At 71.6% G+C, this 22,883-nt stretch carries 20 protein-coding genes and 1 pseudogene; 9 read left to right on the top strand and 12 right to left on the bottom strand.

All coding sequences use genetic code 11. From position 1 onward, the window contains the following. Positions 1–8: 8 nt before the first annotated feature. From HNR57_RS35930 to HNR57_RS35980, 11 genes are all read right to left on the bottom strand, one after another. A complete protein-coding gene (locus tag HNR57_RS35930; protein ID WP_184567022.1) occupies positions 9–1,025 on the bottom strand; it encodes an asparaginase in 1,017 nt (338 codons plus the stop codon). Positions 1,026–1,057: 32 nt separating this feature from the next. Next, entirely contained in the window at positions 1,058–2,500 is a 1,443-nt protein-coding gene (locus HNR57_RS35935) for an amino acid permease (RefSeq protein WP_184567024.1), read from the bottom strand. Next, complete coding sequence (locus tag HNR57_RS35940; protein WP_184567121.1) at positions 2,497–3,186, bottom strand: FadR/GntR family transcriptional regulator; 690 nt, start codon at positions 3,184–3,186, stop codon at positions 2,497–2,499. The genes HNR57_RS35935 and HNR57_RS35940 overlap by 4 nt, the downstream gene beginning before the upstream one ends. A gap of 176 nt (positions 3,187–3,362) precedes the next feature. Beyond that, positions 3,363–4,199 (bottom strand): undecaprenyl-diphosphate phosphatase, encoded by an 837-nt coding sequence (locus tag HNR57_RS35945; protein WP_184567026.1) that lies wholly within the window; start codon positions 4,197–4,199, stop codon positions 3,363–3,365. Between the two features lie 81 nt (positions 4,200–4,280). Next, positions 4,281–4,628: a fluoride efflux transporter CrcB gene (gene crcB, locus HNR57_RS35950; protein WP_184567028.1), complete on the bottom strand. Its 348-nt coding sequence runs from the start codon at positions 4,626–4,628 to the stop codon at positions 4,281–4,283. Beyond that, a complete protein-coding gene (locus HNR57_RS35955; protein ID WP_184567030.1) occupies positions 4,625–5,005 on the bottom strand; it encodes a putative PII-like signaling protein in 381 nt (126 codons plus the stop codon). Before HNR57_RS35955 ends, crcB (HNR57_RS35950) begins: the two co-directional genes overlap by 4 nt. Then, on the bottom strand, positions 5,002–5,454 hold the full coding sequence (gene crcB, locus HNR57_RS35960; protein ID WP_184567032.1) for a fluoride efflux transporter CrcB: 453 nt from the start codon (positions 5,452–5,454) through the stop codon (positions 5,002–5,004). The genes HNR57_RS35955 and crcB (HNR57_RS35960) overlap by 4 nt, the downstream gene beginning before the upstream one ends. Positions 5,455–5,622: 168 nt before the next feature. After that, positions 5,623–6,582: an SMP-30/gluconolactonase/LRE family protein gene (locus HNR57_RS35965; RefSeq protein WP_184567034.1), complete on the bottom strand. Its 960-nt coding sequence runs from the start codon at positions 6,580–6,582 to the stop codon at positions 5,623–5,625. Between the two features lie 48 nt (positions 6,583–6,630). Continuing rightward, positions 6,631–6,888, bottom strand: a complete 258-nt coding sequence (locus tag HNR57_RS35970; RefSeq protein WP_184567036.1) for an ArsR/SmtB family transcription factor — start codon at positions 6,886–6,888, stop codon at positions 6,631–6,633. Between the two features lie 185 nt (positions 6,889–7,073). Next, positions 7,074–8,633: a glycoside hydrolase family 53 protein gene (locus tag HNR57_RS35975; RefSeq protein ID WP_184567038.1), complete on the bottom strand. Its 1,560-nt coding sequence runs from the start codon at positions 8,631–8,633 to the stop codon at positions 7,074–7,076. A gap of 108 nt (positions 8,634–8,741) precedes the next feature. Continuing rightward, positions 8,742–10,763 carry a beta-galactosidase gene (locus tag HNR57_RS35980; RefSeq protein ID WP_184567040.1) on the bottom strand — a complete coding sequence of 674 codons (2,022 nt, stop codon included), beginning with the start codon at positions 10,761–10,763 and terminating at the stop codon, positions 8,742–8,744. 184 nt (positions 10,764–10,947) lie between these two features. On the opposite strand from HNR57_RS35980, the gene HNR57_RS35985 reads away from it, so the two are divergent. From HNR57_RS35985 to HNR57_RS36005, 5 genes are all read left to right on the top strand, one after another. After that, on the top strand, positions 10,948–12,267 hold the full coding sequence (locus HNR57_RS35985; protein ID WP_184567042.1) for an ABC transporter substrate-binding protein: 1,320 nt from the start codon (positions 10,948–10,950) through the stop codon (positions 12,265–12,267). Beyond that, complete coding sequence (locus tag HNR57_RS35990) at positions 12,264–13,241, top strand: carbohydrate ABC transporter permease (protein ID WP_184567044.1); 978 nt, start codon at positions 12,264–12,266, stop codon at positions 13,239–13,241. Before HNR57_RS35985 ends, HNR57_RS35990 begins: the two co-directional genes overlap by 4 nt. Further along, a complete protein-coding gene (locus HNR57_RS35995) occupies positions 13,238–14,146 on the top strand; it encodes a carbohydrate ABC transporter permease (RefSeq protein ID WP_184567046.1) in 909 nt (302 codons plus the stop codon). Before HNR57_RS35990 ends, HNR57_RS35995 begins: the two co-directional genes overlap by 4 nt. Continuing rightward, entirely contained in the window at positions 14,143–15,174 is a 1,032-nt protein-coding gene (locus tag HNR57_RS36000; RefSeq protein ID WP_184567048.1) for a LacI family DNA-binding transcriptional regulator, read from the top strand. Before HNR57_RS35995 ends, HNR57_RS36000 begins: the two co-directional genes overlap by 4 nt. Positions 15,175–15,248: 74 nt before the next feature. Continuing rightward, positions 15,249–15,674 (top strand): MarR family winged helix-turn-helix transcriptional regulator, encoded by a 426-nt coding sequence (locus HNR57_RS36005; RefSeq protein ID WP_184567050.1) that lies wholly within the window; start codon positions 15,249–15,251, stop codon positions 15,672–15,674. Here the strand turns inward: HNR57_RS36005 and HNR57_RS36010 are convergent. Then, entirely contained in the window at positions 15,671–16,069 is a 399-nt protein-coding gene (locus HNR57_RS36010; RefSeq protein ID WP_107460221.1) for an SseB family protein, read from the bottom strand. The two genes, HNR57_RS36005 and HNR57_RS36010, sit on opposite strands and share 4 nt — an antisense overlap. A 344-nt stretch (positions 16,070–16,413) precedes the next feature. On the opposite strand from HNR57_RS36010, the gene HNR57_RS36015 reads away from it, so the two are divergent. The 4 genes and pseudogenes from HNR57_RS36015 to HNR57_RS36030 all read left to right on the top strand — a co-directional run bounded on the left by HNR57_RS36015 (position 16,414) and on the right by HNR57_RS36030 (position 22,880). Beyond that, on the top strand, positions 16,414–17,547 hold the full coding sequence (locus HNR57_RS36015; protein WP_184567123.1) for an MFS transporter: 1,134 nt from the start codon (positions 16,414–16,416) through the stop codon (positions 17,545–17,547). 33 nt (positions 17,548–17,580) lie between these two features. Further along, a pseudogene (locus HNR57_RS36020) lies at positions 17,581–19,339 on the top strand (glycoside hydrolase family 35 protein). Then, a complete protein-coding gene (locus tag HNR57_RS36025) occupies positions 19,333–21,720 on the top strand; it encodes a beta-galactosidase (RefSeq protein WP_184567125.1) in 2,388 nt (795 codons plus the stop codon). Before HNR57_RS36020 ends, HNR57_RS36025 begins: the two are co-directional and overlap by 7 nt. Before the next feature lie 89 nt (positions 21,721–21,809). After that, a complete protein-coding gene (locus HNR57_RS36030; RefSeq protein WP_184567052.1) occupies positions 21,810–22,880 on the top strand; it encodes a LacI family DNA-binding transcriptional regulator in 1,071 nt (356 codons plus the stop codon). Positions 22,881–22,883 lie beyond the last annotated feature (3 nt).

Genomic DNA, 22,883 nt, shown 5'->3' on the forward strand with positions numbered 1-22,883 from the left:
GCACGTCGTCAGGCGCGGGCCGCACCGGCAAGCGGCTCCAGCGAACGAACGGGCCGCACCCGCCCGACCTCCTGGCCACCGCCCAGCAGCGGCTCGCCCTGGAACTCGGTGAGCAGCTCGGGGTCGACGCCCGCCCGGGCCAGCGCGGCGGCGGTCACCGGCACACGGGCCCGGTTCGCACCGTCCGCGATCTTCACGGCGACGGCCCGCCCATCGGCCAGCGCGGCGACCTGCACGCCCTCGAAGCCGTCCTTGGACAACAGCCCCGGCACGGCCCGCATCAGCGCGGCGACGTCCCGCCCGGAGCCGGAGGCCATCTCCGCGTGCTCGCGCATCGCGTCGGCGACCCGGGCCTCGGGCGTCCCCGGCGCGGCGGTGACGATCCGGGCGGTGGCGCGGGCGAGGCCGTGCAGCGAGATGGAGAACAGGGGTGCGCCGCAGCCGTCGACGGTGACCCGGGCGATGCGCTGCCCGGTGAGGTCCTCGACGATCTCGGCGATGGCCTGCTGGAGCGGGTGGCCGGGGTCGAGGTAGTTCTCCAGGGGCCAGCCGTTGAGCATGCAGGTGTAGAGCATGGCGGCGTGCTTGCCGGAGCAGTTCTGGGCGAGCCGTGAGGGCAGCCGGCCCTCGCGCACCCAGGCGTCCCGGATGACCGGGTCGAACGGCATGTCCGTGACGTTGCGCAGATGGTCCTCGGTGAGACCGGCGAGGTCGAGGATGCGCCGGGCCCCGGCGAGGTGGCGTTCCTCTCCGGAGTGGCTGGCCGCCGTCAGGGACAGGAGTTCGCCGTCGAGCGGCAGCCCGGCCCGGGCCATGGCGACGGCCTGGACGGGCTTGATCGCGGAACGGGGGTAGAAGGCGGCCTCGATGTCTCCGATCTGGAGCGCGACCCCTCCGTCGGCGTCGAGGACGACGACGGAGCCGTAGTGGATGCCTTCGACGATTCCGCCGCGGATGAGGTGGGCGACGGGGGCGTGGACGGGTTCACGGACAAGGGGTGCGTCCGCGAGGGAACTGCTGAACATCACTGCCTGCTTCTCTGGGAGCGGCGCGTTCCTCACGCGTCGGCTCCGGTGGTGGACTTGCGCGCGATCCGGCCGCGGATGGCGAACCATCCGGCGACCAGGGCCCCGACGATCAGCGGCAGGCACAGCACGGTGGTGCGTCCCGCGCCGCCGTCGGCGTACATGAGGACCAGGACCGAGGCGAGGAACGCCAGCGTCACGATCTCGGTCCAGGGGGAGCCCGGCAGCCGGTAGCCCGGGCGGGTCAGCTCGCCCCTCTGGGTCTTCTGCCAGAAGAGGAGATGACAGATCATGATCATGCCCCAGGTGGCGAGGATGCCGATCGCGGCGAAGTTCAGCACGATCTCGAACGCCTCGGCGGGCACGACGAAGTTGAGGCCTACGCCCAGCACACAGATGCCGCTGGTGAGCAGGATGCCGCCGTAGGGGACCTGGCTGCGGCTCATCACGGAGGTGAACTTCGGCGCGGATCCGGCCATGGCCATGGAGCGCAGGATGCGGCCGGTGGAGTACAGGCCGGAGTTGAGGGAGGACATGGCGGCGGTGAGGACGACGAGGTTCATCACGCCGCCGGCCGCCGGGACGCCGATGTTGGACAGCACCGTCACGAAGGGGCTCTCACCGGCGGTGTACTTGTTCCACGGCAGCAGCATCGACAGCAGCACGACCGAGCCGACGTAGAAGACGCCGACGCGCCACATGATCGAGTTGATCGCCTTCGGCATGATCTTCTCGGGGTTCTCGGTCTCTCCGGCCGCGACGCCGACCAGTTCGACGGAGGCGTAGGCGAAGACGACGCCCTGGATGATCAGCAGCATGGGCAGCAGGCCGTGCGGGAAGATGCCTCCGCTGTCGCCTATGAGGGACGGGCCGGGCGTGTGGCCGTCGACGGGGTGCTGGGTGACCAGCAGGAAGATGCCGATGCACATGAAGACGACGAGCGCGCCGACCTTGATGATCGCGAACCAGAACTCCAGCTCACCGAAGATCTTCACCGAGATCAGGTTCACGGTGAGCACCACGGCCAGCGCGATCAGCGCGATGACCCACTGCGGGATGTCGGAGAACATGCCCCAGTAGTGGGTGTAGGTGGCGACGGCGGTGATGTCGGCGATGCCGGTGGTCGCCCAGTTGAGGAAGTACATCCAGCCGGCGGTGTAGGCGCCCTTCTCCCCCATGAACTCACGGGCGTAGGAGACGAAGGCGCCGGAGGAGGGCCGGTACAGCACCAGTTCGCCGAGGGCGCGTACGACGAGGAAGGCGAAGAGGCCGCAGACCGCGTAGGCGATGAAGAGGGACGGGCCGGCGTCGGCGAGGCGGCCGCCGGCGCCGAGGAACAGGCCGGTGCCGATGGCTCCGCCGATGGCGATCATGTTGACGTGCCGGGACTTCAGGGACTTGCTGTAGCCCGCGTCTCCGGCATCGACATGGGTGGAACGTTTCTGCACATCGTCGTGCAGGGACTGCTCGCTCACGCCTCGGTTCCGCCTTCCATGGGGGTTTCCGTGGGGGTGTCCGTGCGCGAGGAGCGCACGATGTCGGTGAGGGTGGTCTCGACGCGGTCGAGGTGGTGGGCCATGGCCTCCACCGCGTCGTGTTCGGAACCGTCGGTCAGTGCCTCGACGATGGCCCGGTGCTCGCGGTTCGACTGCTCGCGGCGGCCGCCCAGCTCGTTGAGGAAGGCGGACTGGCGGGCCAGCGCGTCCCGGATCTCCTCGATGACCCGGCGGAAGACCGGGTTCTGAGCGGCCTCGGCGACGGCGAGGTGGAACAGCGTGTCCATGGCGACCCACGCGGTGGTGTCCGTCTCCCGCTCCATCCGGTCCAGCAGGTGGGCCAGGTGGTCGAGGTTCTCCGGGGTGCGACGCCGGGCCGCGTAGCCCGCGACCGGGATCTCGACGTGGCGGCGTACCTCCAGCAGATCGCTGGCCGCGTAGTCGCCGAAGGTGGGGTCCTCGACGGTACTGGCCACGACGAAGGTGCCCTTGCCGGTCCGGGACACGGTCAGACCCATGGTCTGCAGCGCCCGCAGCGCCTCGCGCAGCACCGGCCGGGAGACCTCCAGGCCGCGGCACAGCTCCGCCTCGGAGGGGAGCTTGTCGCCGATGGCGTAGTCGCCCCGTTCGATGGCGCCGCGGAGGTGCGCCAGCACCGCTTCCATGGCACTGACACGTCGCACGGGCTGTCCGGCTGTCCGGCTGTCTGACAGGTTCACGGGAGAGATACTCCGGCCGACGGAAGCTGCTGTCAAGCGGCGGCCTCTGATGGGGCACGGGGAACTGCGCGACAAGCCACGAAGGCGCCGCAGACACACGACGGCGCCTCCCGGCAGACCACTCAGCTGTGCAGCGCACCCGCCCCGAGCAGCCCGAACAGCAGCACTCCCACCACGATCCGATAGATCACGAAGGCGTTGAACGAGTGCTTGGCGACGAACTTCAGCAGCCACGCGATGGAGGCGTACGCCACGACGAAGGAGACGACCGTGCCGACGGCGAGCGGCGCCGCGCCCACCCCGGTGCCCAGGGCGTCCTTGAGCTCGTACAGGCCGGCACCGGTGAGCGCGGGGATGCCGAGGAAGAAGGAGAGCCTGGTCGCGGCCACACGATCCAGGTCGAGGATGAGCGCGGTGGACATGGTGGCGCCGGAGCGGGAGAAGCCGGGGAAGAGCAGGGCGAGGATCTGGGAGCTGCCGACCAGCATCGCGTCCTTGACGGAGGTGTCGTCCTCGCCGCGCTTGTGCCGGCCCATCTGGTCCGCCGCCCACATCACGCCGCTGCCGACGATCAGCGAGCCGGCGACCACCCACAGCGAGGCGAGCGGGCCCTCGATGAGCGGCTTGGCGGCGAGTCCGACGGCGACGATCGGGATGGTCGCGCAGATGACCCACCAGGCGAACTTGTAGTCGTGGTGGTACCGCTCCCCGCGGTCGCGCAGGCCTCTCCCCCAGGCGGAGACGATCCGCACGATGTCCTTGAAGAAGTACACGAGCACGGCGGCGATCGCGCCGACCTGGATGACGGCCGAGAAGCCGACCACGGCGTCGTCGTCGACGGGGATGCCCATCAGCCCCTCGACGATCTTCAGATGGCCGGTCGAGGAGACGGGGAGGAACTCGGTCACCCCCTCGACGGCTCCGAGGACGACGGCCTGACCGACGCTGATGACGCTCATGGGATCCAGTTCTGCTCGGGGGCTGGAGCGGAGGGGACCGTCCTACTACACCCGGACGAGAACGGATTTCATGGACGCGTCTCACATACCCGCCAGTGCCGCCCCCGCGAAGGCCGCGGCGAGACCGGCCGCCACACTGGCCGCGACGTTGAGGGCGGCCTGGAGGCGTGCCCCGGTCTCCGCCAGCCGCAGCGTCTCGTAGGAGAACGTCGAGTATGTCGTCAGGGCCCCGCACAGGCCGGTGCCGAGGAGCAGTTGAAGGTGGGTGGCGGCTCCGGTGAGCAGGCCGAGGACCAGGCAGCCGGTCACGTTCACCGTGAAGGTGCCCCAGGGGAAGACGGAGTCGTGCCGGGCCTGGACCGCCCGGTCGGTGAGGTAGCGCAGCGGGGCGCCGACCATCGCACCGCAGACGACCAGCAGCCAGTTCACAACGACCTCTTACCCTTCGTGTCCGCTGTGCCGGGATCGTCCCCGCGTCCGGAGTACCGGATCACCTCGCAGTCCTCCAGGGTCACGAGTCCCTCGGCGACGATGCCGTCGAGCTGCGGGAGGAACGCGCGGACCCGTGGTTCGGTGTCGACGATCACGACCGCGACCGGCAGGTCCTCGCTCAGGGACAGCAGCCGTGAGGTGTGGATGAGGGAGGAGGCGCCGAACCCCTCGATGCCGCGGAAGACGCTGGCGCCCGCGAGGCCCGCCGCGTGGGCCCGGTGGACGATCTCCGAGTAGAGGGGCTTGTGGTGCCAGGTGTCGCTCTCGCCGATGAGGACGGTCAGGCGCAGGGCACTGCCGGTGAGCCTCGTCATGGCTGCCTCCCTTTCAGGGCGCGGCGGGTCGTCCTGGCCGCGAGCCACACCGCTGCGAGCGCTGCGAGCGGGGTCGCGGCGAGGTAGGCCAGACCGGTGCCGGCCTGGCCTCCGTCGATGAGTCTGCGGATGTCGACGGCGTAGGTCGAGAAGGTGGTGAAGCCGCCGAGGACGCCGGTGCCGAAGAAGGGCCGGACGAGGGGGTGGGCGGGCCGGATCTCGGTGATGACCACCATGAACACACCGATCACGGCGCAGCCGGCGATGTTGACCCAGAAGGTCGTCCAGGGGAAGCCCTTCGGGGCCGTGGTCCACCAGAGGGAGGCCGCGTAGCGGGCGGTCGCGCCCACTCCTCCGCCGAGCGACACGACCGCGACGACGGGCGCCTGTGCCCGCCAGGAGGGCGGCCGCCGGGCCGGAGGCCGCCGGCGCTCTTCGGGGGCTGTCATGGTGGTACGTCTCCTACTCGCCGGGGCCCGGGTCGTGCGGGCGCGTGCCGTCGCAAGTAGGGACCGTTGGCGGCGTCACTGCCGCGGTTCGGGTACGGCGGGCCCCACCGCCGCGCCGCGGTGGATGCCCGCGGCCGCGTTCAGGTTAACCCCGGGGGCGGAGCGGGGTCACCTCGGGGCGGGTGCCTCGCAGACCGCCACGCCCCGTTCCCGGACACTGCCCAGGACGAGGTGGCCGGCCGCTTCGCACACGCTGGTGGCCATGCGGTAGCCGGAGTGACGGCGGGCCAGGTGATGGACGACGCCGCCCTGGTCGTCGAAGGCCATGACGCCGATCGTGCCGGTGGGGCGGAAGGGCGCGCGCACGGCCAGCCGCGCGGCGGCGGCGCGGACGCCGGGCGCGCCGCGGTGGAGCAGGTCGAGGGCCGGGACCCGGGGCCCGGCGAGCGCGACCCAGATCGGTCCGCCGGGCGCACCGCGCCAGAGGTTGTCGGGCATGCCCGGGAGGTTCTCGGCGAACGGCTCGCTCCGCCCGGCGTCCGGCCCGGTGAGCCAGTGGCGCAGGAGCCGACGGGCGCCGGTCTCGGCGACCACGAGGAAGGACTCGTCCGCGCCGACGGCGACCCCGTTGGCGAACTGCAGGCCGTCCAGCACCACCTCGGGTGTGTCACCGCCGGGGGCGAGCCGCAGCAGCCGTCCCGTTCCGGTGTGTTCGACGATGTCGCCGATCCAGTGCTCCAGCGGGTACCGGCGGCTGGAGACGGTGAAGTAGACGCTGCCGTCGGAGAGGGAGATGGCGTTGCTGCAGAAGCGCAGCGGCTCCCCCGCCACCGAGTCGGCGAGGATCCGGACCGTGCCGTCGCCGGTGCCGACGCGCAACAGTCCGCGTTCGGCGTCGCACACCAGCAGGTCGCCGTCGGGGAGGAGTTCGAGCCCGAGGGGCCTGCCGCCCGTCTCGGCGATCACCTCGACGCGGGCCGCGACCGGGTCGGCGAGGGCGTCGAGCCGCAGGATGCGGCCGTCCGCGACGCCGGTGAGGACCCGGCCGCGCGGATCGGCGACCACGTCCTCGGGGCCGGGGCCCACCGCGACGTAGTGGCGTGGGACGAGTGCCGTGGGGCGGTCCATTGCGTGCGTGTCCTCCACCGTCGGGGGCGATACTGCTGTACGGGTCGCCTACCAGCCCTTCTCAAACATCCTGGCGACCTCCGCGATCCGCATGTCGTCGCGGTGGTAGCGCACGCGGCCCGCGGATCTGCTGGTGCGCAGCATGCCGATGGCCTCCAGCAGCCGCAGATGGGTGACGGCGACCGGGCGTGGCAGCGAGAACCGCTCGGCGACGGCGTCCGCGGTGACACCGTCCGCAGCGGGGCCCGGTTCCTTCAGCCAGGCCAGGATGCGGAGCCGCGTCTCGCCCGTGGGAGTCCTCAGCATGTCGAGCCCCTGCCTCGCGGCTTCGCCCTCTCACCGCGTCTTCCCACTGTCTCGCAGCCGATGCCGCCGCGTCCGGGCTTCGGCATCGTTGACCGATACCGAACTGCCGTACGGCACAGCGGAGTTCGGACAGGGGGGAGGCGGCAGGGGAAGAGGCCCGGACGTGAGACCCCTCCCCCGCGCGCTCAGCGGTGGCGGAACCAGGACATCGACGAGAGCGCCCGGTCGTCGTAGCCGAACAGCGCCTGGTTCTCCCAGGCGTTGCCGGAGGCCGCGTCGGTCGGGTCCCAGCCGTTGCCGTTCACCGCGGTCCAGGTCGCCTCCCAGTAGAAGACGCCCAGGCCACGGCCGTTCGGGACGGCCTCCACGATGCTCATCATGTCGTTCATCCACCGGGTCTGGCCGGTCACGCTCGCCGGGTAGCCGGGGACCAGTTCGGCACTGGTGTCGATGATGCTCTCGTGCGTGTCCTCGCTGTCGAGGCGGAACGGGTAGGCGGTCTCGGCGACGAAGACCGGCTTGCCGTAGCGGGCGGCCGCGTCGTCGAGGGTGGTCTGGAAGTCGGCCAGGGTGCCGTGCCAGTAGCCGTAGAAGGACAGGCCGATCGCGTCGAACCTCACGCCGTTGGAGCGGGCGCTGTCGAACCACCAGCGGGTGCCCTCCAGGTCACCGCCCTCGGCGAGGTGCAGCGCCACGGTGGTGGACGGGTTGACCGCCTTGACCGCGTCGTAGCCGGAGTTGAGCAGCCCGGCCAGCTGCGTCCAGTTCGAGGTGGAGCCCTCGTTCCACAGCATGCCGCCGTTGATCTCGTTGCCCACCTGGACCATGTCGGCGGTGGTGCCCTGCGCCTTCAGGGCGTTCAGCACGTCGTAGGTGTGGTTGTACACGTCCGTCTTCAGCCGGCCGTAGGAGTGCCCGGCCCAGGCGGCGGGTTTGTCCTGGCGTCCCGGGTCGGCCCAGAAGTCCGAGTAGTGGAAGTCGACCAGCAGCTTCATGCCCTGCGCCTTGACGCGCTTGGCCGTGGCCAGGACGCGGGCCTTGTTGTTGTAGCCGTCGGCCGGGTTCACCCAGACCTTGAGGCGGGCGTAGTTCATGCCGGACGACGCGAGGACGGACAGGGGGTCCGCGGCGGTGCCCGAGCCGTTGCGGTAGACACCGCCCTTGGCCTCGCTCTTGGCCAGCGACGAGATGTCGGCGCCCTTGATCGACGCACCGGTCGTGCCGGACGTGAAGGTCAGGTCGTCGACATTGATCCAGTTGCCCGCGTTCGCGTCACTGTTGACGCTGATGGTGCACTGGTTGCCGGTCACCTTGACCGGCACGACGATCCTGATCCACCCGTCGGCCGAGACCGGCAGGTCGGTGCGCTGTTCGGCGCCGCCGCAGTTCTTCAGCGCCAGGTACGCGGACTTCTGCCCGCCGCCGGAGCGCACCCAGGCGGTGAGCTTGTAGTTCCCGTTGGTGAGTCCGGACAGGTACTGGTAGGTCTCCACCTTGTAGGCCGAGGAGGACCAGTGGGTGAGGCGGTGGCTGCCGCCGTGGCCGCCGGACTCGGTGAACGAGGCGCCGGTGGCGCCGTATTCGGACCAGCCGCTCGGGGCGGCGGTGCCCGCGCCGTCGGCTTCGAAGCCGCCGTTGGTCAGCGTGCTCGCGGCGTGGGCGGAGGTGGCGGGCAGCGCGGTGAGGGCGAGTCCTGCGGCGAGCGGCAGCAGCAGGGCCCTGAGGGTGCGTCTGGGATGGAACATCGTCGTCCGTCGTCCCTTCGACGTGGGGATGAGGGCCTCACCAGGAGGTGAGTGAGGGGCGGGCCCTCCGCCCGCGGCTCGTGGCTCGCGCGGGCGGAGGGAGTCGGTTCAGCCGTCGAGCCGTACGACCCGGACGGCTCCGGCCGGGACCTCCAGGCGGCCGGCGGCTCGGTCACCGGTCAGCAGCTCGGTGCCGGGGACCTCCAGCGGCACCTTGGCGTCGGAGCCGGTGTGATTGACGGCGAAGAGGTAGGTGCCCGACTCGCCGGTGCGGCGGACCACTTCGACGTCCCGGGGCAGATCGGCGCGCGGGGCGAGCCCGGCGTCCTCGCCCGCACGGCCGAGCAGCGCGTCGAGGCCGTCGGCGCCGAGCCGGGTGGAGACGTACCATGCCGTGCCCTCGCCGAGGCGGTGCCGGGTGACGGCGGGCAGACCGGCGGCCGGGCCGTCGGCGTAGACCGAGACGGTCTCGGCGCCGCGCGGGACGACGAACTCCGTCCACACGTCGGCGGAGGGTTCGGTTCCGTCGGGGCCGGTGACGCGCACCCGTTCGCCGGGGAGCAGCGGTGAGAACTCCTCGACGGTGAGGCCGAGGACGTCCCGCAGCGGGCCCGGGTAGGCACCCTCGTGGACGGCGTCGTGCTCGTCGACGATGCCGGAGAAGTACGAGACGACCAGCGTGCCGCCCTGCTCGACGTACGCCTTCAGGTTGCGGCCGGCCGCCTGCGTCATGAGGTACAGGGCCGGTACGACGACAAGGGGATACCTCGACAAGTCGGCTTCCGGGTGGGCGAAGTCGACGGTGAGGTGGCGGTCGTAGAGGGCCTCGTAGAAGGCGTCGGCGCGCTCGCGGGCGTCGTGGTCGACGCTCGGGCGCCAGTCGAGGGTCTGCGCCCACCACGAGTGCCAGTCCCAGAGCACGGCCACGTCGGCCTCGGTGCGGGTGCCGCGGATCTCGCTCAACGCCTCGACACTCGCGCCGAGTTCGACGACCTCGCGCCACACACGGGTGTCGGTGCCGCCGTGCGGGACCATCGCCGAGTGGAACTTCTCGGCGCCGCGCCGGGACTGGCGCCACTGGAAGAACAGGGCGCCCTCGGAGCCGCGCGCCACGTGCGCCAGGGAGTTGCGGGCCATCTGGCCGGGGGCCTTGGCGGGGTTGCGGAGCTGCCAGTTGACGCCCGAGGTGGAGTGCTCCAGCAGCAGCCAGGGGGCGCCGCCCGCGACGGACCGGGTGAGGTCGGCGGCCATCGCCAGGTTGACGTGGGTGCGGCGGCCGTCGGTGATCAGGTAGTGGTCGTTGGTGACCAGGTCGACCTCGCGGCCCCAGGCCCAGTAGTCGACGGAGTCGCACTGGCTCAGCGCCGTCATGAAGTTGGTGGTGACCGGGACGCCGGGTGAGAGGCGGTGCAGGATGTCCCGCTCCATGCGGAAGTTCTCGCGCATGGTGGCGTCGGCGAACCGCTTGTAGTCCAGCGCCTGGCCGGGGTTGACGGCCGCGGGGGTGAGCCGGGGCGGGTTGATGTCCTCGAAGGCGGCGTAACGCTGGCCCCAGAAGGCGGTGCCCCAGGCCTCGTTGACCGCGTCGACCGTGCCGTAGGTGGTTGCCAGCCAGCGGCGGAAGTGGGCGGCGCACGACGCGCAGTAGCAGGCGGAGACGGGGACGCCGTACTCGTTGTGGACGTGCCACATCGCCAGGGCCGGGTGGTCGCCGTAGCGCTCGGCGAGCTTCGTGGTGATGGCCGCGGCTGCGGCGCGGTAGTCGGCGTTGCTGTGGCAGATCGCCGCGCGGGAGCCGAACTCGTAGCGCACGCCCTCGGCGGTGACGGGAAGCGCCTCGGGGTGGGCCCGGTAGAACCAGACGGGCGGGACGACGGTGGGGGTGCCGAGGTCGACGCGGATGCCGTGCTCGTGCAGCAGGTCCAGGAGCCGGTCCAGCCAGCCGAAGTCGTGACGGCCGGGTGAGGGCTCCAGCAGCGCCCAGGAGAAGATCCCGACGCTCACCATCGTGACGCCGGCCTCCCGCATCAGCCGGACGTCCTCCTGCCAGACGCTTTCCGGCCACTGCTCGGGGTTGTAGTCCCCACCGAAGGCGAGCCTGGTGAGGCCCCTGGGGGTGGTCTCCGGCATGGAAGGTCTCCCGGTCGATCGAAAAATTGGGAACGTGCACACACAGCTGCGCAGCGTGGAGGCCAACATAACCGCACAGCAACAACCATTGACAAGTGTCCGGGATGTTTCTCTACTGTGAACGCTCACAGAAGCATGGCAGGTCCTCGCAGCAGGCGAGGGCCGCAGGTCAGGGGAGAGATCCATGCCGTACACGAAGCGCCGCCGCCTCGTGAGAACCGCCGTCGCCATAGCCCTCGGCGCCACCACCCTCGCCGCCTGCGGCTCGGAATCCGCGGACAGCGACACCGAGTCGGGCCCGGCCTCGCTGACGTACTGGACGTGGACGCCCGGCATGGACAAGGTCGTGGACCTGTGGAACAAGGGGCCGGGCAAGAAGGACCGGATCACCGTCACGGTGAAGAAGCAGGCGTCCGGTGACACCCTGGTCACCAAGATCCTCACCGCGCACAAGGCGGGCAAGGCGCCCGACCTGGTGCAGGCGGAGTACCAGGCGCTGCCCACACTCGTCAGCAACGACGCGCTCGCCGACATCTCGAAGACCGTCGGCGAGGCGGAGGACAAGTTCGCCGACGGCGTCTGGCAGCAGACGACCCTCGGCACGGACGCGGTCTACGCGGTCCCCCAGGACATCGGGCCGATGATGTTCTATTACCGCGAGGACCTGTTCAAGGAGTACGGCCTGACGGTCCCGACGACCTGGGACGAGTTCGCCGAGATCGCCCGCAAGCTGAAGAAGGCGGCGCCCGGCAAGGACCTCACCACCTTCTCCGCCAACGACTCCGGTCTCTTCGCGGGCCTCGCCCAGCAGGCGGGCGCCAAGTGGTGGACGACCTCCGGCGACCAGTGGAAGGTCTCCATCAACGACGCTGCGACCCGCAAGGTCGCGAAGTTCTGGGGCGGCCTGGTGAAGGAGGGCGCCATCGACAACCAGCCGATGTACACGCCCGCCTGGAACAAGGCGCTCAACACCGGCAAGCAGATCGCCTGGGTCAGCGCCGTGTGGGCGCCGGGCACCCTGACCACGGCCGCGCCCGACACCAAGGGCAAGTGGGCCATGGCCCCGCTCCCCCAGTGGTCCGCGAGCGACAACAGCACCGGCAGCTGGGGCGGTTCCTCCACCGCCGTCACCACCGACTCCAAGCACCGCGCGGCCGCCGCGAAGTTCGCCGCCTGGCTGAACACCGACGGCAAGGCCCTGAACGCGCTGGCGAAGGAGAGCGGCATCTACCCGGCCGCCTCCAACGCCCAGACCAGCGGCGCCTTCCTCAAGCCGCCGGCCTACTTCGCCAACCAGGCCGACTTCTACACCAAGGCCGCCGACATCGCCGAGACCACCGCGCCCGCCGCCTGGGGCCCGAACGTCAACGTCGCCTACACCACGTTCAAGGACGCCTTCGGCGCCGCGGCGAAGAGCAAGTCGGACTTCGGCGCCGCGCTGGACGAGATGCAGGCCGACACCGTCGCCGACATGAAGAAGCAGGGCTTCGAGGTCGCGGAGTGAAAAGCACGGCACGCCGGCGGTCGTACGGGGTCAAGGGGGCCCCGTACGCCCACCCGTCTCCCACCACCACCCTCAAACGAGCGCGAAGCGCCCCCTATCTTTTCCTCCTCCCCGCGACGCTCCTGTTCGCACTGTTCTTCGCGCTGCCCATCGGCTACGCGGTCTGGCTCAGTTTCCGCAAGGTGAAGGTGTCGGGCCTCGGCCTCGGCTCCGGCGCCCGCAAGGAGGTCTGGGCCGGCCTGGAGAACTACACCGACGCCCTCTCCGACAGCGAACTGCTGCACGGCACCCTGCGCGTCCTCGGCTACGGGTGCATCGTCGTGCCCGTCATGCTCGGCCTGGCCCTGCTGTTCGCGCTGATGCTCGACTCGGAGAAGGTGCGGCTCGCGCCCGTCACCCGGCTCGCGATCTTCCTGCCGTACGCCATCCCCGGTGTGGTGGCCGCCCTGCTGTGGGGTTTCCTCTACCTGCCGGACGTCAGCCCCTTCTACTTCGTGCTCGACCGGCTCGGGATGCCGCAGCCGGACCTGCTGGACGGCGGGCCGCTGTTCCTGGCCCTGTCGAACATCGCGGTCTGGGGCGGTACCGGCTTCAACATGATCGTCATCTACACCTCGCTCCAGGCGATCCCGGCGGAGGTGTACGAGGCGGCGAAGCTGGACGGCGCCACCCCGCTGCAGATCGCGCTGCGGATCAAGATCCCGATGGTGTCGCCCTCGCTGGTGCTGACCTTCTTCTTCTCGATCATCGCGACGCTCCAGGTGTTCAACGAACCGACCACCCTCAAGCCGCTCACCAACTCGGTGTCCACGACGTGGAGCCCGCTGATGAAGGTGCACCGGGACGCCTTCGGCGAGGGTGACATCTACGGAGCCGCGGCGCAGGCCGTGATCATCGCCTTCGCCACGCTCCTCCTCTCCTTCGGCTTCCTGCGGGCCGCGAACCGTCGCCAGAAGCAGGAGGCCGCCCGATGAGCTCCCTCGCCGTCCACCAGACCGAGCCGGTGGCGGGCAGCACGCCCGGCACCGCCCAGGACCGCCCGCCGCTGCGCCGCCGGATCGCCCTGATGCCCACGGTCACCCTGCTGCTGGGCGCGCTCTACTGCCTGCTCCCGGTCGCCTGGGTGGTCATCGCCGCCACCAAGTCCGGGCGGGAGCTGTTCTCCACCTTCACGTTCCTGCCCGGCACGGGCTTCGCCGGCAACATCCGGGACCTCAGCGCCTACCGCGACGGTGTCTACTGGCAGTGGATGGGCAACTCCGCGCTGTACGCCGGTCTCGGGGCCCTGTTGTCGACCTGCGTATCGGCGATCAGCGGTTACGCGCTCGCGATCTACCGTTTCCGCGGCCGCGAGACGCTCTTCAACGTGCTGCTCGCGGGGGTGCTGATGCCGCCCGTGATCCTGGCCGTCCCCCAGTACCTGCTGCTGGCGAAGGCCGACCTCACCGACTCGTACCTGTCCGTCCTGCTGCCGCAGATCCTCTTCCCGTACGGTGTCTACCTCGCGCGGATCTACGCCGCCGCCGCGGTGCCCGCCGACGTGATCGAGGCGGGGCGCATGGACGGGGCGAGCGAGTGGCGGATCTTCACGCGGATCGCCCTGCCGATGATGATCCCCGGGATGGTGACGGTGTTCCTGTTCCAGTTCGTGGCGATCTGGAACAACTTCCTGCTGCCGTACATCATGCTCAGCGACGACGAGAAGTTCCCGATCACGCTCGGCCTGTTCACGTTGCTGGAGCAGGGCGCCAACACCCCGGCGCTGTACACCCTGGTGATCACGGGCGCCCTGCTCGCGGTGCTCCCGCTGGTCGCCCTCTTCCTGGTCATCCAGCGGTTCTGGAGCCTGGATCTGCTCTCCGGAGCCGTAAAGTCGTGACCATGAACGCTGCCGGAGGCAGGCGCAGGCCGCCCACGATCCATGACGTGGCGCGCGAGGCCGGTGTCTCGCGCGGCACCGTCTCGCGCGTCCTCAACGGCGGGCACTACGTCAGTCCGGCCGCCCAGGAGGCGGTCAACGCGGCCATCCGCAAGACGGGTTACGTGGTCAACCGGCACGCCCGTTCCCTGATCACCGGGCGGTCCGACTCGATCGGCTTCCTGCTCACCGAGCCGCAGGAGCGGTTCTTCGAGGACCCCAACTTCAACGTCCTGCTGCGCGGCTGCACCCAGGCGCTCGCCGCGCACGACATCCCGCTGCTGCTGATGCTGGCGGGCACCGAGGACGAACGGCGGCGCATCACGCGGTACATCACCGCCGGGCACGTCGACGGGGTGCTGCTGGTGTCCAGCCACTCCGGTGATCCCGTCGCCGAGCAGCTGCGCGAGGCGGGGGTGCCGCTGGTCGCGTGCGGGAAGCCGATCGGGCTGGCCTCCAAGGTGAGCTACGTGGCCGCCGACGACCGGGACGGCGCCCGCGACATGGTGCGTCACCTGCTGTCGCTCGGGCGGCGCAGGGTGGGCACCGTGACCGGTCCGCTGGACACACCCGGCGGCGTCGAGCGCCTCGCCGGTTACAAGGAGGTGCTGGCGGAGGCGGGCCTGGAGTTCGACGAGCGGCTGGTCGTCTCCGGTGACTACAGCCGGGCGAGCGGCGAGGCCGGCGCCGAGCACCTGCTGGCGCGGGCGCCGGACGTCGACGCGGTGTTCGTCGCCTCCGACCTCATGGCGCAGGGAGTGCTCACAGCCCTGCACCGGGCCGGGCGGCGGGTGCCGGAGGACGTGGCGGTCGGCGGTTTCGACGATTCACCGGCCGCCGTGGCCGCCGGCCCCGAGCTGACGACCATCCGGCAGCCCTGGGACCGCATCAGCAGTGAGATGGTCCGGGTGCTGCTCGCGCTGATCGGGGGCGAGGATCCGGCGGCGGTGATCCTGCCGACGGAGCTGGTGAAGCGGGAGTCGACGTGAGGCCGTGAGTGCGGACCGGGAGGCCGGTCTGCATGCACCGTCATGGAACCGTGCACCGGTGTTACCGTTCCCATATGGCGGCGAAGACGGCTGGTGGGCAGCTGGAAGACCGGTGGCGGGACATCCTGTCGGCGCACGCGCGCACGATGTGCGAGATCGACCGGGCGCTGCATCCGCACGGCCTCGGCGCATCCGACTTCGAGGTCCTGGACATGCTCGCGAACGCGGCGCCCGGGGAGGGCGAGCAGTGCCGGGTGCAGAACCTCGTGGGGCGGGTCCACCTCAGTCAGAGCGCGCTGTCGAGGCTGATCGCCCGGCTGGAGAAGGACGGGCTGGTGGCCCGGTCCGTGTGCGCGGAGGACCGCCGGGGCGTGTGGGTCGCCCTGACGGCCAAGGGCCGTGACCTGCACGCCGAGGTGCTGCCGCTGCAGCGGGCAGCACTGAGCCGGGCGCTGGGCGAGCAGTCACCCAGGCCCGGATCGCGCCGGTGGCCTTCCTAGCGGGCCAGCAGGGTGCGCACTCCCTCCGAGGTCAGCGTCAGGCGGTGCTCCGAGCTGCCGTCGATGGTGAGCGACAGGTCGTCGGCCGGCCACTGCGCGGCGAGGGCCCCGAGGGGCACCAGGCGGTAGCGGGACACGAACGGCAGCAGCCCGGCCATCTCCACCTCTGAGGTGAACACGGGCACCACCGGTTCGCCGCCCGGCTGCTCCAGCACCGGCAGGGCCACCGCCGACGGGTTGGCGGCGTCCGAGTCGTTGGCGTCGTCGGGCACGGGGATGAGCACGTCGCTGTTGGCGAGCGCGTCCAGAGCCGCCGTGTCCTCGGTGTTCTCGGAGAGGACGTCCAGAGCCCGCTGGGCGGGCGTGGGCGTGGGGTCGTTTGCGGGTGTCTCCATGGCAGATTCCCTGGTAGCGGCGGTCGTGCGGCCCGCCCCGGGCATGATCCGCCCCGGGAACGGTCCTGCTCGCGTACCCGAACGGGACCGGGGCAACCCTGGTGGATCTCCGAGGTTCGTGGGAGCTCGGGGGAGATCTCGTGGCGAGCCGGGGGATGCCGGGCCGTCGGAGGACACCTGGGCAGCCGGGGGCTGTTGACCCCACTGATGTTACCGGTAACATCAGTTCCCTGATCCAGACGTACGCGCCTGTGCCCTCCGCCCACCCACCCGGTGGCCCGTCCTTCGGAGTCCGCGTGATCGAAGAGCGCGTTGCCCGTCTCTCCTCCGCACCGCCCGGCCCCGTGTTCAGCAGGGCCGCCGTAGTGGCCTCTTGTACCGGCTTCGTGCTCATCGGGGCGTTGCAGGCGCTGTACGGGCCGGCGATCCCGGCCTTCCGTGCGGAGTTCGGGCTGTCGCCCTCCGCCGCGGGACTGGGGCTGAGCGCCCACTTCGTCGGTGGTGTGGCCGGTGTGCTGCTGTTCGACCGGCTCTACGGCCGGGTCGGCAACCGGCGGATCCTCGGCAGTTCGTATCTGCTGATGGCCGTCGGCGCCGCCGGCTTCGCGCTGGCGCCCGACTGGCCCACCGCCCTGGTGGCGGCCCTGCTGGCCGGGTTCGGCTTCGGCGGTATCGACTACGGCCTCAACCAGCTGTTCGCCGTGGGCTTCGGCCACCGTTCCACCGCGATGCTCAACATCCTCAACGCCCACTTCGGCATCGGCGCCATCCTCGGGCCCGCCGTGATCGGCGCGGTCGGCTCCGAGCATTACCCGGCCGTCTTCCTCGCTTTCGCCGTCGCCAACCTGCCGCTGCTGCTGTGCCTGAGGGGCGTGCGGAACCAGGTGCCCGTCCCGGCCGGAGAGCAGAGCGGCGGCACAGGCGTGCTCGGGCGGAGCCTCGGCTCCGTCCTCGCCGTGTTCGTCGTCCTCTACGTGCTGCACGTCGGCATCGAGGCCGGTGTGGGCGGCTGGGAGCCCACGCATCTGGAGACGGTCGGCTACGGCGCGGGCGTCGCCGCGACCGCCACCTCCGTGTACTGGCTGATGATGACCGTCGGCCGCTTCCTGGTCGCCCCGCTCGCGCTGCGCTTCTCCGCCCAGGCCATCATCACCGTCTCGTGCGCGGGCATGACGGTGTGCCTGCTGGCCGCGACCGTCCCGGCCCTCGCGCCCTACGCGTACGCCGGTGTCGGTCTGTTCATCGCGCCGATCTTCCCCACCGGGCTGCCCTGGCTGAACCGCGCCGCCCCGCGGGCCCGGCGGGCCGGCGCCCTGGTCATCGCGGCCTCCATGGCCGGCGGTGTCGCCGCGGGGCCTGCGCTGGGCAAGGCCATCGAGTGGTCCGGGATCCGCGCCGTGCCGCTCCTGCTGTGCGGCGTGTCGGCACTCTGCCTGGCCGCCACACTCTGGCTGATCCGCGCCACCCGCTCCCGCTGAATCCACTCCTCTGTCCCGAAGGGAAGCTTCCGCATGCCCGCCCTGACGACGACGTCCGACGGATTCCTGCTGCACGGCGAGCCGTTCCGGATCATCTCCGGCGCGCTGCACTACTTCCGCGTCCACCCCGGCCTGTGGTCCGACCGGCTGCGCAAGGCGCGGCTGATGGGCCTCAACACGGTGGAGACCTACATCCCGTGGAACCACCACCAGCCCGATCCCGAGGGCCCCCTCCTCCTCGACGGCTTCCTCGACCTGCCCCGCTTCCTACGGGTCGCCCAGGACGAGGGGCTGCGGGTGCTGCTGCGTCCCGGGCCGTTCATCTGCGCCGAGTGGGACGGCGGCGGTCTGCCCGACTGGCTGACCTCCGACCCGGACATCCGGCTGCGCACCAGCGACCCCCGCTTCACCGGGGCCGTCGACCGCTACCTCGACCTGCTGCTGCCCGCGCTCCGGCCGCACCTGGCGGCGGCGGGCGGTCCCGTCATCGCCGTACAGGTGGAGAACGAGTACGGGGCCTACGGCGACGACTCCGCGTACCTGAAGCACCTGGCCGACGCGTTCCGCTCGCGAGGCGTCGAGGAACTGCTGTTCACCTGTGACCAGGCCGATCCCGGACACCTGGCCGCGGGGACCCTGCCCGGCGTCCTGGCGGCCACGACCTTCGGCAGCCGCGTCGAGCAGAGCCTCGCGCGGCTGCGCGAGCACCGTCCCGAAGGGCCTTTGTTCTGTGCCGAGTTCTGGATCGGCTGGTTCGACCACTGGGGCGGGCCGCACCACGTCCGGGACGCGGCCGACGCCGCCGCCGATCTGGACCGGCTGCTGTCCGCCGGGGCGTCCGTGAACATCTACATGTTCCACGGCGGCACCAACTTCGGCTTCACCAACGGCGCCAACCACAAGCACGCCTACACGCCCACGATCACGTCGTACGACTACGACGCCGCGCTCACCGAGAGCGGCGACCCCGGCCCGAAGTACCGTGCCTTCCGCGAGGTCATCGCCCGTCATTGCGCCGTACCGGACGGGCCCCTCCCGGCGGCGGGCCCGAAACTTCCGCCCACCGACGTCGAGTTGAGCGACCGGGCGGCCCTCATGCCGCTTGCGGGGCCGCCCGTGAGCGCCGACGTCCCGCTCACCATGGACGCGCTCGGGCAGCGCACCGGTTACGCGCTCCTACCGCACCACGCTCCCCGTCGGCGGCGACGGCCTGCTGCACTTCGCCGGTGGGGTCGGCGACCGCGCCCTGGTCTTCGTCGACGGCGCCCCCGCCGGTGTGCTGGAGCGCGAACGGCACGACGAGACGCTGCCCGTGCGCGTGCCGCGTCCCGGGGTGACGCTGGACGTCCTCGTCGAGAACATGGGCGGCGTCAACTACGGGCCTCGCATCGGTGCGCCCAAGGGCCTGCTCGGCCCCGTCTCCTTCAACGGCACCGCCCTGCGCGGCTGGGACTGCCACCCGCTGCCGCTCGACGATCTGGACGCGGTGCCGTTCGCCCCGGCCGGTGACGCGCCGGTCACCGTGCCGGCGTTCCACCGCGGCACCTTCGAGGTCCGCACCTCCGCCGACGCCTTCCTCTCCCTGCCCGGCTGGTCGAAGGGCCAGGCCTGGGTCAACGGCTTCCACCTGGGCCGCTACTGGAACCGGGGCCCGCAGCGCACGTTGTACGTCCCCGCACCGGTGCTGCGCCCGGGCGCCAACGAACTCGTCCTGCTGGAGCTGCACGGCACCACCGCCACCCGTGCCCTGCTCACCGGCACCCCCGACCTCGGCCCGGAGAACACCTGGTGACGCATCTGCTGCGCGTGCCCCCGCCTGCCGCTCCCCCGCTGACCGGCCACCTGCCCTTCACGGACGCGCCGGGCGTGCCCGACCCGATCGAGGTCACCAGCCGCTGGCTCACCCGGGGCGGCCGCGCCTGGCTCCCGGTCTCCGGCGAGTTCCACTACTCCCGCTGCCCGCACGGGGAGTGGGAGGAGGAACTGCTGAAGATGAAGGCGGGCGGGGTGACCGCCGTCGCCTCCTACGTCATCTGGATCCACCATGAGGAGATCGAGGGCCGGGTCCGCTTCGACGGCCACCGCGACCTGCGGTGCTTCGCCGAGCTGTGCGCCCGCCACGGCCTGGACTTCATCCCCCGGATCGGCCCCTGGTCCCACGCCGAGGTACGCAACGGCGGCCTGCCCGACTGGCTCCTGGCCCGCGCCTGCACCCCCCGCACCGACGACCCGGCCTATCTGGAGCCCGTACGCGCCTGGTTCACCGCGATCGCCGGCCAGTTGCGCGGTCTCGACCGGGCGAGCGGCGGCCCGATCGTCGCGATCCAGATCGAGAACGAGCTGTACGACCAGCCGGGCCACCTGCGCACGCTGAAGCGCCTGGCACAGGAGGCCGGGCTGAGCGCACCGTTGTGGACGTCGACCGCCTGGGGCGGCGTGCAGCTCCCCGGTGACGAACTGCTTCCGCTGTACGGCGGCTATTCCGAGGCGTTCTGGACGGAGGCCGACGGCGGCTGGCCCGACACCTGCCGCAAGCACTTCTTCTTCACCCACGAGCGCGACGACGAGGGCATCGGCGCCGACCTGCGGCCCACGGCCGTGCGCGGAGCCGGCCCGGCTCCGACGGACCGCTTCCCCTGGGCGACCTGCGAGTTGGGCGGCGGCATGGCGGTGGCCTATCACCGGCGGCCGAGGGTGGAGGCAGCCGATGTCGGCGCCCTGGGGCTGACCAAGCTCGGCTGCGGGTCCGTGTGGCAGGGCTACTACATGTTCCACGGCGGCACGAACCCGGCCGGCGAGCTGACGTCCCTGCAGGAGTCGCACGCCACCGGCTACCCCAACGACCTGCCCGTCCTGACCTACGACTTCCAGGCCCCGCTCGGCGAGTACGGGCAGGTGCGGCCCTCCTACCACGAACTGCGCCTCCAGCACCTGCTGCTGGCCGGATTCGGGCACCGGATCGCCCCGATGCGGTCCGTGCTGCCCGAGCAGCCGCCGGCGGGGCAGCACGACCGGGACACCCTGCGCTGGGCCGTGCGGACCGACGGGACCTCGGGCTTCCTCTTCGTGACGAACCACCAGCCGCACGAGCCGCTGCCGGGCCACCCGGACACGGCCTTCACGGTCGCCTTCCCCGACGCGCCCTCGCTGACGCTGCCGAGCACTCCCGTCACCGTCCCCTCCGGCGCGTACTTCTGCTGGCCGCTCCGGCTGGACGTGGCCGGGCTGCGGCTGGAGTGGGCCACGGCGCAGCCCGTGTGCGCCGTCGAGGCGGACGGCCGTACGGTCCTGGTGCTGGCCGCGACGGACGGCATCGCCCCCGAACTCGCCCTGGACGCCGACACGGTGGGGTCCGTCGAGGTGCCCTCCGGGGAGATCACGCCGGTCGCCGGGCGGGTGCTGGTCAGCGGGGTGCGGCCCGGGACGGACGCCCTGGTGGAGGTGGAGGCGGCCGACGGTTCACGCGTCGGCCTGCTGGTCCTGGACGCGGCGACGGCCCGGACGGTCTACCGGGGCCGGGCGTGGGGGGCCGAACGGCTGGTGCTGTGCGGGGACGGAGTCGTCTTCGACGAGCACCGTCACGAGGTGCGCCTGCACAGTCCCGCCGCCGAGCCGACGTTCGCGGTGCTGCCCGCACCGGATTCCGCCCTGGTGGTGGAGGGGGCCGGTGTCCGGGAGGCGGCCGACGGTGTGTTCACGCGCTACACGGTCGACGCCGGGCCGCCGGCGGGGACCGTCGCGACCGTCAGGTCCGTCAGGCCCGCCGGCCCGGCGCCCGAGCCGGTGACCGGCGTGCAGGGCCGGGCGAGTGTGCCGGGCGAGAAGGACGTGGACGCGGCGGCCGCCGAGTACCGGGTCGACGTACCGCAGGACCTGCTCCGGAACCCCTCCGGCGTGCTGCTGCGGCTGCGCTGGACGGGGGACCTGGCCCGGGCCTGCGTGGGAGACGCTCTGGTCGCCGACCAGTTCTGGTCGGGGCGGGTCTGGGACATCGGGCTGGACCGGCTGCCGGCCCGGGCGCTGCGCACGGAGGGCCTGCGGCTGAAGGTGCTGCCGCTCGCCCCGGACGCCGCCGTGCATGTGCCGGAGCAGCCGGATGACACCTGGCGGGAGGCGCGGGTGCTGGACGCCGTATGGGTGGTCACGCGCCGCTGGGCGGTCCGGACCGGCTGAAGACGTTCCGGGCACACCGTCCGGCCTATGCTGTGCTCCTGCCGGGCGGGTTCAGGACCGCCGTACCGACGTCGAGGACATCACCCGCCATGACACCGAGCGCTGCCGACGGCCCTGCGCCCAAGGGCCGCAGCAGGCGCAACTTCGCGGGGGCGCGGCCGGTGATGGCCGACGTGGCCCGGATGGCCGGGGTCTCCAAGCAGACCGTCTCGCGGGTGCTGAACGACCATCCGGCCGTCCGGCGCGAGACACGCGAGGCGGTCCTGGAGGCCATGCGCACGCTCGGCTACCGGCCCAGCCGCAGTGCGCGGTCCCTGGCCAGTGGCAGGACCCGGATGCTCGGGGTCATCTCCTTCGACGCCGCGCGCTACGGGCCCGCCTCGATCCTGACCGCGATCAACACGGCGGCCCAGGAGGCCGGTTACCTCGTCAGCTCCATCGCCCTCGACACGGCCGACCACGACACCGTCGTCGAGGCCGTGAACCGGCTGTCGGCCGAGGGCGCGGACGGCGTGATCGCGATCGCGCCGCAGCTGTGGGTGGGCCGCACGCTGGCCGAGACGACCGGCCTGGGCACTCCCCTGGTGGTGCTGGAGAACGCGCTCGACGAGGAGACCCCCCTGGTCACCGGCGATTCCCGCACCGGCGCCCGCAAGGCCACCGAGCACCTCCTCGGCCTCGGGCACCCCACCGTGTGGCACATCGCGGGCCCGACCGGCTGGACCTCCGCCGATCATCGGATGGCGAGCTGGCGGGCGACGCTGCGGGCCGCAGGTGCCGCCGTTCCGGCTCCTCTCGTCGGGGACTGGAGCGCCGACTCCGGCTACGAGCTGGGCCGTTCGCTGGCCCGGCGCCCCGATGTGACGGCGGTGTTCGCCGGCAACGACCAGATGGCGCTCGGCCTGCTGCACGCCCTGCACGAGGCCGGGCGGTCCGTGCCCGGGGACGTCAGCGTCGTCGGCTACGACGACGTTCCGGAGGCGGCGCACTTCCTGCCGCCGCTGACCACCGTGCGCACCGACTTCGCGGAGATCGGCACCCGTTCGCTGCGGCTCCTCCTGGACCGGATCGACGGCCCGGGCGAGCGGCCCCGCGGCGACACGCTCGTGCCCGTGGACCTCGTGGTGCGGGCCAGCAGCGGTCCCCCACCGGTGCGCTGAGGG

It is taken from the genome of Streptomyces paradoxus, from assembly GCF_014202475.1.
Classification (GTDB): domain Bacteria; phylum Actinomycetota; class Actinomycetes; order Streptomycetales; family Streptomycetaceae; genus Streptomyces; species Streptomyces paradoxus.

Excerpts from the sequence above, each read along its gene's own strand:
- HNR57_RS35930 (WP_184567022.1), bottom strand. The coding sequence starts at position 1,025 with ATGTTCAGCAGTTCCCTCGCGGACGCACCCCTTGTCCGTGAACCCGTC.
- HNR57_RS35940 (WP_184567121.1), bottom strand. The coding sequence starts at position 3,186 with ATGGAAGCGGTGCTGGCGCACCTCCGCGGCGCCATCGAACGGGGCGAC.
- HNR57_RS35945 (WP_184567026.1), bottom strand. The coding sequence starts at position 4,199 with ATGAGCGTCATCAGCGTCGGTCAGGCCGTCGTCCTCGGAGCCGTCGAG.
- HNR57_RS35955 (WP_184567030.1), bottom strand. The coding sequence starts at position 5,005 with ATGACGAGGCTCACCGGCAGTGCCCTGCGCCTGACCGTCCTCATCGGC.
- crcB (WP_184567032.1), bottom strand. The coding sequence starts at position 5,454 with ATGACAGCCCCCGAAGAGCGCCGGCGGCCTCCGGCCCGGCGGCCGCCC.
- HNR57_RS35965 (WP_184567034.1), bottom strand. The coding sequence starts at position 6,582 with ATGGACCGCCCCACGGCACTCGTCCCACGCCACTACGTCGCGGTGGGC.
- HNR57_RS35970 (WP_184567036.1), bottom strand. The coding sequence starts at position 6,888 with ATGCTGAGGACTCCCACGGGCGAGACGCGGCTCCGCATCCTGGCCTGG.
- HNR57_RS35975 (WP_184567038.1), bottom strand. The coding sequence starts at position 8,633 with ATGTTCCATCCCAGACGCACCCTCAGGGCCCTGCTGCTGCCGCTCGCC.
- HNR57_RS35980 (WP_184567040.1), bottom strand. The coding sequence starts at position 10,763 with ATGCCGGAGACCACCCCCAGGGGCCTCACCAGGCTCGCCTTCGGTGGG.
- HNR57_RS35985 (WP_184567042.1), top strand. The coding sequence starts at position 10,948 with ATGCCGTACACGAAGCGCCGCCGCCTCGTGAGAACCGCCGTCGCCATA.
- HNR57_RS35995 (WP_184567046.1), top strand. The coding sequence starts at position 13,238 with ATGAGCTCCCTCGCCGTCCACCAGACCGAGCCGGTGGCGGGCAGCACG.
- HNR57_RS36005 (WP_184567050.1), top strand. The coding sequence starts at position 15,249 with ATGGCGGCGAAGACGGCTGGTGGGCAGCTGGAAGACCGGTGGCGGGAC.
- HNR57_RS36010 (WP_107460221.1), bottom strand. The coding sequence starts at position 16,069 with ATGGAGACACCCGCAAACGACCCCACGCCCACGCCCGCCCAGCGGGCT.
- HNR57_RS36030 (WP_184567052.1), top strand. The coding sequence starts at position 21,810 with ATGACACCGAGCGCTGCCGACGGCCCTGCGCCCAAGGGCCGCAGCAGG.